Genomic DNA, 6,640 nt, shown 5'->3' on the forward strand with positions numbered 1-6,640 from the left:
CCATGTCGAAGGCGCATGTTTTTGCCGCACAGTGGACAAGGCGCGGTGGGTTCCACAACTTTGGGTAGGTTGATTTGCAGTTCACCCGATTTCACCTTGCTGATAATCGCGCGCACAAACCCCTCTTGGTTTTGCATAAACGCTTCTAGGGTGGTGGTTTGGTTGGCAATGCCTTCAAGTGCTTGCTCCCAAACCGCCGTCATCACCGGATTGCTCACCTCATTAGGCAGCGCCTGAATGACGCCGCGCCCTGCCGCGGTGCTGAGCAGTTTCTTGCCTTTGGCTTCAATAAAGCCGCGCTTTTTCAGGGTCTCGATGATGGCCGCGCGCGTTGCTTGGGTGCCAAGTCCGGCGGTCTCTTTTAAGATGGCTTTGAACTGAGCGGGGATGTTGTCGCTGCGCGCAATGTTGGCCATCGCATCAAGCAGCGTGCCTTCGGTGAACGCCGCCGGTGGCGTGGTTTTCTTATCCACCACGTTGACATCAGAAAGCGTGACAGATTGACCGATAGTCAGAGACGGCAGGGTTTGGTTGGCACTCGCTTCGCGCTTCCCTTTCCCCTCGTCTTTTTCCTTTTCTTCGTCACCACCGATGACCACGCGCCAGCCTTTGACACGTTCAACTTTGCCAGAGGCTTTAAAGCGGTGTACCCCACACTGCAGTTCAATACTGGTCGCATCATCCTCCGCATGTGGGTAGAACTGCGCCAGATAGCGCTGCACAACCGCGATGTAGACATGATGCTCTCGCTCACTGAGCTCAGCCAGTTTGGGCGTCTTAGCGGTAGGGACGATGGCGTGGTGCGAGCTTTGAGCGACCTTCTTATCGTTCCAACAAGCGCTTTGCAGTGCCGCATCGGCGCCGTGACACATTGACGCAAACGCACTCTCTGAGCTGAGCGCATTGACAACCTGGCTCACTTCCCCTTGCTGACTGGTTGGTAAGAAGGCGCAATCGGTGCGTGGATAGGTGGTTAACTTGTGTTTTTCGTACAAGGCCTGCGCCGTATCGAGTACTTGCTGGGCGGTGTAGCCGTATTGGGCTGACATCGTTTTTTGCAGTGTGCCTAAGAAAAACAGCGCGGGGTGTTTGGCTTTCTGACGCTTGGTATCAAACGCACTCACCACCGCGGGTTGCCCCTGGCACTGCGCTGCCACTTGGCTTGCCGCATCACGCGAGAGGCAACGCCCAGACTCATCACCAAGCGCCTCTGGCACTTGCCACTTAGCATCAAAGCCTGCTTTCGCCACCACGTCATAAAAGGGCTTAGAGACAAAATTGGCAATCGCGACGTCTCGCTCAACCACCAAGCGCAGCGTCGGCGTTTGCACGCGCCCCACTGACAACGCGCCGCGATAGCCCACTTCACGCCCTGCAATGGAGCACAGCCGTGTTAAGTTCATGCCCAGCAGCCAGTCGGCTTGGCTGCGACCAAGACCCGCCCAATAAAGCGGCTCATGCTCACTGCCTGGTCGTAAGCTCGCCAGCCCTTTGCGAATGCTGGCCTCATCCAGCGCACTTAGCCACAAACGAGAAACGCGGCCGGTGTAACCGACATAGTCTAAAATCTCACGGGCAATCACTTCCCCTTCACGGTCTGCATCGGTGGCGATGACCACCTCACGGCAGCTCCCGAGCAGTTTTTTAATGACGTTGAACTGCTTTTTCTTGTCACTTGGCACCACCATCTGCCACTGAGATGGCACGATAGGCAGCTGCTCATAAGACCATGCACCACTGAGCGAGGCATCATAATGCTCTGGGTCAGCCTGAGACAGAAGATGCCCAAAAGCCCAGGTGACAACATCGCCATTGCCACGCAGCGCGCCATCGATTTTTTCATGGCAACCTAAGACGTTGGCAATATCACGCCCTTGTGAGGGTTTTTCACATAAAAACAGACGCATTAACTCACCTCCGCCAGTCGTTCGGATAACGTGACCACGTCACCGGGAATGGATTGACGAATGGCGCTAACCAATCCATCGCGCGCCAGCGCTTCATTGTGGTAAACCTCATCCGTCTCGGCCTCTTCTCTTGCCAGGCGAACATCCACACGTTCGATGTGCTCCGCCGCCCCCACGATGCGATAACCGTAAAACTGCGCCAACAACGCACTGAGCCTAACGGCGCCAAGACGCACGCCAAACAGCGCTTCCGCTTGCAGCTGGATGTACACCGCCGGCACTATCGGATGCGTCGTTTCTTGAGTGACGTTATTGAGCAGTGGTAATGGCCGCACCACCTGCTCAATGGGATTGAAGAGTTGATAAGCGCGCTTAGTCATCGCATACCTCCTGTGGGATTTTCAATCGGCGCACATCTCGGCGAATGTTTTGCAAAGTGCGCTTTTCTTTTTTGGGCGTGGACGAGACGATTAACCGCCCACGTAAGTACGGCGAGCAGATAGCAATGTGACCACTGCCTGCTGAGCCAAAAACAAACTGAGTAATGCCCTCTTCTTCGAGCAACAGCCGAACCAATCGATGCCAACGTCTCATGTTGCCTCCGCTTTACTGGCCAGCTGCTTTTTCACCCATCCAGGGGTGACCTTACTCAGCATCATGCCGTCACGATTTCCAATCAAGGCTTGCTGAACTTGAGAGCAAAATGGCTCTTGCGCTTTCACGCCCAGCTCTGCTTGTACGAGTTGGTCCACATCGCCACTTCGGCGCGCTCGCACTCGAAAACGCAGCGCGGCAATGGCGTTAGATAAATTCACCCCTTTCATCATCCCTCCTTATTTACAGCTCAGGCTCAGATTGAGAAGGCACATTATTATTGGGCTGACGCGCTTTTAATAACACCGCATCCACACGCTGCGCCATAATAGAAATGGTGGACGCGGTTAACGCCATACCACTGACCATTTGACCGGGGTTATTTTTATCTTCCCAGCTGTCGATGCGTAATTCCCCTTCAACACGAACACGCATGCCTTTTTGTAATAATTTACTCAGATGCTCTGCATCACGCCCCCAATAACTGATGTCCACCCAAAAACCGCCTTTATCTTCATAAGGTTGGTCTGGATTATGGGTTTTAATTAATCGGTCGTATTTTGCATTGAATTTTAATAACGGTCTGGCTTCGCCATTTGAACGTTCATTAGCAGGTTGCCAGCGTAATTCAGGGTTCATGCCAATATTGCCATCAAAAATAAAGATGCCTTTTGCCATTGGTTTTTCTCCGGTGGATTGAATCAAGAGAAAATCTAGCAAAAAAGAAATGTAAAAATCTCAATTAGAATCGGTGAAAAAATAATTTTTCTAATTAAGATTATTTTAAAGCTTTCTGTTACACTGGTTAAAGCTTTGCCTCAACATCCAAAAAAACAATCATTTACTGCAATTTGATTCACCAACATAATCGCCTTGGTTTAATATCCCACTGCCTCACCCTTTTGTTTTTCCCTTTCCCCTCCTGCCTCAGCTCACCATTATTTGACTCAAGTCAAAAGTTGTCGCTTTGCTCCTTATATTCACCTTGATTGCTTGCCTCAATGCCGTTATTTCTTTTAATGCCTCATTTATTTGTTGGCTGCCTCAACAAATATCGAAATCACGGCAGTATTTCAGCCGCCCCCCCTCAGGGTGTTTCGCTTAGCGCCACCCTGAGGGGGTCGGCTGTTCCCATTTTATAAAGCTTGAGTTATCCTTGCTGAGGCAGTGGCTTGTCATTTACTAATAATAGTTAATTTGCAAACTTTCATTTCCGAGGAAAAACAATGAATAACACTATTCAAAACCTTAAAAATGATCTTGTTCGTTATTCAGTAAAGAAAAATAAAACATCCAAACTTAATCCATTCAAATACGAAATACTCATTTTGAGGCAGTATGGATTGAGTTATCAAAAGATCTCAAATTGGCTCCTTAACGAAAAATCAGTAAAAACGTCGATAAGTAACCTTGCTTATATGATTAATCATGTATGGGATAACACATCTAATGTTCAATCTACCTCAAACATTGACCAATAAAATTATCAAGCCAACATTTGAAAAAAATGTACTACGCGTACAAAGGCGTTATGTTTCAAAACTTAACTTTTGCCGTTATGAAATTTTGATATTATATAATGATTTAAACTGCAGCTTAGCTGAGATCCAACGATGGTTAAAAATGAAACATAAAATTGAAATATCAACAACAACCATCCATAACCGAGTGACTCATTGGAATGAAATCATAGAAAGAGGGCAACGCAGTGATAAAGAAAAACAGACAAAGAAGTAAGCTTCATGATCAAGCTTCTCGATTTTTTCACCATCATTATTTTGGTGTAGGCAAGCCAAAAACAAAAGAAAGCCAGCTTATTCATGGCAGAAGAACATACGCTGAACAAATCCGAATTGTGAGCAAAGCTGCTCATGATCTTGACGTGAAAAAATTACGACAAATAACGCCTGCAATGGCGCAAAATTATCTTATTCAATGTAAGGACAAAGGGCTATCTCAGGCTTATTTATCAACGATACAAATTGCACTTGAGCGCGTCGTTTTTATTAAAGAACCAGAGAAGCGATTGGATCGAGTTGAGGCAAAGAACAAATCCAGATCCACATTAAAAGAAATAGATCGCGCATACAGTAACGGGCAATTGCATTTAATCTTAACTCATCTGCCACCCAAAGCTCAGCTTTCAGTATTGCTGGCATACAATGCAGGATTGCGAGCTGAGGAACTACTCACCTTGCAACGTAGAAATGAGGCTGCACCTTCACCTCACCGAAAATGGAGTGATAAACGATTTTCAGGGAGAGAGCCCGGAGTTCGATACATTGTGACAGGGAAAAATGGACTCAAAAGAGAAATCATGATCGAAAAAGAGCTGGCGGCAACACTTGAAACGTTGCGACTTGAAGCACCACGACAGCTTTATGATCGCAAGCAACCATTTACAGTATATTATGATGTACTCGGTGGAGAACGTTTCTCTAGCGCATTTTCAAAAGCTTCGAAACAAGCTTTAGGTTGGTCACATGGTGCCCATGGACTGCGCTTTAGTTACGCTCAAAGACGAATGGACGAAGAACTACTTCAGCTACCTTACTCCGAGGGAAAAGAAATCGTGAGCCAAGAGCTTGGCCACTTTCGCGAAGAGATAACTGAACGATACATTGAACCGTATGGCTCAGCTCATGAACTGGTTGGATAAGGGCGCTCTTAGACCATGCTTCACAAACTGAATCAGGAGGGGTTACCCCCTCCTGCCCAGCTCTACCTTACTGCTGTTTCGTAGACAACAAACTGAGCCAGAAAACTTGTGCTTCCATCCTGGTAACGAACCTCACACAGTGAGTCTCGGACAATCCATAGACCACACAAGAACGTTAGACACAGAACAATCAGTCCTGCGAGTGCTGTTTTATTTTTCGGCATTTTTGTTGCCTCCACAGTAAAGAGGCTCTACAATGAGTTTGGTACACATCATCACGGCCTCGTTAAATGAAAGTTACTGCGCTAACAGTAACCGGATAACGGGGCTTTGATTTATCTGCCACAAGCAAATTGCTCAACGCTCATGACAAACAAGTCAAGAGCGCCCAAACAAATTCTACCACAAGCCTTTCAAATCACGAATGTTTGTTTCGTCCTGCTCAAGATTTTGCCAGTGGTAATGACGTCTGCCGGTAACGAATGCGGCGAGAAGACCAAGGAACGGGGTTTCCTTGCTCATCTTTGAGTGGGCTTTTCACAAATGACCACCAATTCACGACATGATGATCTTCTTTGGACTGGTAATTCATCGTGACTCCGAGCCCGACCGCAAGGTATGGGATCAAGCTCAGATTGACCATACTAATATCCAGTTTGAATGGCAGCTCCTCGCCTTTAACATAGAAATACACCTCTCCCTGGACGTCCTTACCAAATTGAGATATTCGCGCCTGCAGCCCTTTTAGTTCACTCACATCTAATTCCTGAGAAATCCCACACTATCAATATGATAACAACATTCTACGTATACTACGAACGCGCTAACAGAAACTAAACGTTGGCTCACTATCGTGTGTATCAAACATACTTATTTGATACACCGACCTAGAATTGAAAGTTGGCGATGAATGCAGCTACCTACTTTCATGTTTGCTCAAACAACAAAGGGCCTTCACTTGACCGAGCAAGTGAAGGCCCTCTGCAAATCTTAAGTTACGCCTTGCGGCGACGTGGTTACTCCACGAATTAATCATTCAAGCATGATTTCGGCTCGCCAGCTCAAAAGCTGACTGGTAGTAATGGAAATAAAGAATCGCTCCTTAAGTAAAGTCATTTGACGCATTGTTCCCCCTCAGGATCTGAACGCCAAGCAGGTCGAATTGCTCGCAACAGGCTGTTGCAAAGTAGAATATAGCTCGCAGAAATAAGAGCAGTCGTATGGCGCAGTGGCCACATTGAATTGATGTAAAAATCAATCAAGTAGATTGAACAGGCACAAAGCCTGAGCAGTTAAGTGATGCATTCCAACTTCTTATCGAGTAAGAAGCCGCGACACGTTTCAGAACGCCATTTAAGGGGGATAAACCCCGTGTGCTTAATACTGTGTAGTCAGTATTCAACTACAACACCCTGATCGTATCACAAAAAATGGGCATTGGCAGACCCTTGCTGCAATCAATATTTACCATCAACATTGA

General features: G+C 47.2%; 9 protein-coding genes. 2 read left to right on the top strand and 7 right to left on the bottom strand.

Annotated elements, in window-relative coordinates:
* The 5 genes from KIO97_RS25045 to KIO97_RS25065 form a co-directional block, all read right to left on the bottom strand.
* Positions 1-1,907 (bottom strand): DNA topoisomerase III (locus KIO97_RS25045; protein ID WP_285384266.1); only part of this gene is annotated, 1,907 nt, incomplete at its 3' end.
* On the bottom strand, positions 1,907-2,287 hold the full coding sequence (locus KIO97_RS25050; protein ID WP_285384267.1) for a hypothetical protein: 381 nt from the start codon (positions 2,285-2,287) through the stop codon (positions 1,907-1,909). The genes KIO97_RS25050 and KIO97_RS25045, both read right to left, overlap by 1 nt.
* Positions 2,280-2,501: a hypothetical protein gene (locus KIO97_RS25055; RefSeq protein ID WP_146075892.1), complete on the bottom strand. Its 222-nt coding sequence runs from the start codon at positions 2,499-2,501 to the stop codon at positions 2,280-2,282. Before KIO97_RS25055 ends, KIO97_RS25050 begins: the two co-directional genes overlap by 8 nt.
* Positions 2,498-2,731: a hypothetical protein gene (locus KIO97_RS25060; RefSeq protein ID WP_285384268.1), complete on the bottom strand. Its 234-nt coding sequence runs from the start codon at positions 2,729-2,731 to the stop codon at positions 2,498-2,500. The genes KIO97_RS25055 and KIO97_RS25060 overlap by 4 nt, the downstream gene beginning before the upstream one ends.
* A 13-nt stretch (positions 2,732-2,744) precedes the next feature.
* On the bottom strand, positions 2,745-3,179 hold the full coding sequence (locus tag KIO97_RS25065; protein WP_285384269.1) for a single-stranded DNA-binding protein: 435 nt from the start codon (positions 3,177-3,179) through the stop codon (positions 2,745-2,747).
* Positions 3,180-3,950: 771 nt separating this feature from the next.
* On the opposite strand from KIO97_RS25065, the gene KIO97_RS25070 reads away from it, so the two are divergent.
* Positions 3,951-4,238, top strand: a complete 288-nt coding sequence (locus KIO97_RS25070) for a hypothetical protein (RefSeq protein ID WP_285384270.1) — start codon at positions 3,951-3,953, stop codon at positions 4,236-4,238.
* A complete protein-coding gene (locus KIO97_RS25075) occupies positions 4,210-5,160 on the top strand; it encodes an integrase (RefSeq protein WP_285384271.1) in 951 nt (316 codons plus the stop codon). Before KIO97_RS25070 ends, KIO97_RS25075 begins: the two co-directional genes overlap by 29 nt.
* Before the next feature lie 62 nt (positions 5,161-5,222).
* On the opposite strand, the gene KIO97_RS25080 is transcribed toward KIO97_RS25075, so the two are convergent.
* Both KIO97_RS25080 and KIO97_RS25085 read right to left on the bottom strand, forming a co-directional pair.
* Positions 5,223-5,384, bottom strand: a complete 162-nt coding sequence (locus KIO97_RS25080) for a Hok/Gef family protein (protein WP_104037990.1) — start codon at positions 5,382-5,384, stop codon at positions 5,223-5,225.
* A gap of 218 nt (positions 5,385-5,602) precedes the next feature.
* Positions 5,603-5,917, bottom strand: a complete 315-nt coding sequence (locus KIO97_RS25085) for a hypothetical protein (protein WP_285384272.1) — start codon at positions 5,915-5,917, stop codon at positions 5,603-5,605.
* Between the last annotated feature and the right edge of the window lie 723 nt (positions 5,918-6,640).

It is taken from the genome of Vibrio sp. B181a (genome assembly GCF_030248375.1).
In the GTDB taxonomy this organism is placed as follows: domain Bacteria; phylum Pseudomonadota; class Gammaproteobacteria; order Enterobacterales; family Vibrionaceae; genus Vibrio; species Vibrio campbellii.